Annotated in this window: 2 protein-coding genes and 2 pseudogenes; all 4 read left to right on the top strand. The window is 64.5% G+C overall.

Annotated features, from left to right (window positions below):
• Positions 1-321, top strand: a pseudogene (locus ACT84W_RS07155) (ribonuclease Y); the annotation flags it as partial.
• A gap of 6 nt (positions 322-327) precedes the next feature.
• Complete coding sequence (locus ACT84W_RS07150) at positions 328-1,410, top strand: ATP-binding protein (RefSeq protein ID WP_444328708.1); 1,083 nt, start codon at positions 328-330, stop codon at positions 1,408-1,410.
• Between the two features lie 110 nt (positions 1,411-1,520).
• A complete protein-coding gene (locus tag ACT84W_RS07145; RefSeq protein WP_417576663.1) occupies positions 1,521-1,835 on the top strand; it encodes a stage V sporulation protein S in 315 nt (104 codons plus the stop codon).
• A 10-nt stretch (positions 1,836-1,845) separates the two neighbouring features.
• Positions 1,846-2,026 (top strand): annotated as a pseudogene (locus ACT84W_RS07140) (tRNA (N6-isopentenyl adenosine(37)-C2)-methylthiotransferase MiaB); the annotation flags it as partial.

The raw sequence follows: 2,026 nt of genomic DNA, 5'->3' as shown, positions 1-2,026 counted from the left end.
GTGCTCGACGTCCTCGTGCAGGCCGCCGACGCCATCTCCGCAGCCCGCCCCGGCGCCCGCCGCGAGTCGGCCGAGAACTACATCAAGCGCCTCGAGAAGCTCGAGGAGATCTCCAACGCCCACGAGGGCGTCGAGCGCACCTACGCCATGCAGGCGGGCCGCGAGCTCCACGTCATGGTCGAGCCCGAGAAGATCTCCGACGCCCAGGCGACCGTCCTCGCGCACGACATCGCCAAGCAGATCGAGGACGAGATGGAGTATCCCGGCCAGGTCCGCGTCGTCGTTATCCGCGAGTCCCGCGCCATCGGCGTCGCCAAGTAACCAAACATGACCGGAAGCGACAACGGCCTCGCAGGCTTCGTTGCCTCCATGGGAGGCGAGCGTAATCTTCGTGTCGAGGAGAACCTCGGCGAGGGTTACGTTCGCCTTCGCGTCGCCGAGGCCGAGAGGCGCCAGGCCAAGCACGACATCCGCTGCGTCGAGGATATCGTCATCGAGATGCTCCGCAACTCGCGCGACGCAGGGGCCAAGCACATCTACGTCGCGACCGCCCGAGAGGGCGATGTCCGAACCCTCGTCATCCTCGACGACGGCTCCGGAATCCCCGAGGATATGCAGTCGCGCGTTTTCGAGGCGCGCGTGACCTCCAAGCTCGAGAGCGTTCACATGGACCGCTGGGGCGTCCACGGCAGAGGCATGGCTCTTTATTCCGTGAAGGAGAACGCGAGCTCCGCCGAGGTGGTTTCCAGCGGCGTCGGCAAGGGCTCCTCCATCCGCGTGGTCACGGACGCAACGGTCCTCGCCGAGCGCGCCGACCAGTCCACGTGGCCCATCACCTCCGTCGACGAGAACGGCCTGCTCATCTGCGAGCGAGGCCCCCACAACATCATCAGGACCTGTTGCGAGTTCGCCATCGAGGAGAGGTCTTCTTGCGAGGTCTACATCGGCTCCCCGGCCGAGATCGCGGCGACGGCCCGTGCCAAGGCCGCAAAGACGGTCGAGGCCTCCGACCTCATGTTCCTTGACGACATCTCCGAGCTCCCCGTACTCGAGCGCCTGAGGGTCGCGGCCGACGCTGGCGAGCTTCAGCGCGTGAGCGCTTCCCTCGGGCTCGACATGAGCGAGCGCACCGCGCACCGCATCGTCGCCGGCCAGGTCAAGCCGCAGCGCAGCGTCGTCGCGAGGCTCACGCACCGGGCCGGCCCGAAGGTCCCCCATGAGGTCGACCTCACCCGCGACCACCGCGGCCTCAAGATCTCCAAGGAGGACTGTGCGGATTTCTCGAGGGCGATGGAGCGCGGGTTCTCCGAGCTCGCCCAGAAGTACTATCTCTCGCTCAACGAGGCTCCGAAGGTGCGCGTCGGTAAGGGGAAGATCACGGTCACGTTCGAGCTCGAGCAGGGTGATTAGGGCTTTCTTTGGCTTTTGCTTCCCAAACACCCGTTTTATAAGTAGAATATCCGCAGATAAACGCAGCTTGTACGCTATATTTCGATCTAAACGCACCAGGAGCGCACCAAATGGACTACCTGAAGGTCTCCAGCAAGTCATCCCCCGCATCTGTCGCGGGCGCCATAGCCGGCCTCGTCAAGGACGGCGAGCCCGTGAACATCCAGTGCGTGGGCGCGGGAGCGGTCAACCAGGCCATTAAGGCCGTCGCCATCGCGCGAGGCTTCCTCATCCCCACGGGGCTGGACATCTCCTGCGCCCCCACTTTCTCGGACATCTCCATCGGAGGAGAGAGCCGCACCGCCATTCGCCTCGCCGTTTACGTTCACCGTATCCAGGCCCCCGGCATGGCAGGCGGAGCCGAGCCCATGAACGTCGCTTCCTAGGATTGGTTGCATGAATTCTCTGGTAGGAAAAACCTATTACGTAAAAACCTTCGGATGCCAGATGAACCTCCACGACGCCGAGCGCGTCGAGGGGCTCCTGGAGCAGAACGGCTGCATCTGGGTCGAGGACCCGGAGCAGGCCGATATCGTCGTCTTCATGACGTGCTGCGTGCGCGAGAACGCCGACCAGC

This window comes from Paratractidigestivibacter sp., from assembly GCF_052362415.1.
Lineage (GTDB): Bacteria > Actinomycetota > Coriobacteriia > Coriobacteriales > Atopobiaceae > Paratractidigestivibacter.
The sequence above is the reverse complement of the archived record's forward strand: the minus strand, read 5'-3'. Positions and strand labels throughout refer to the sequence as shown.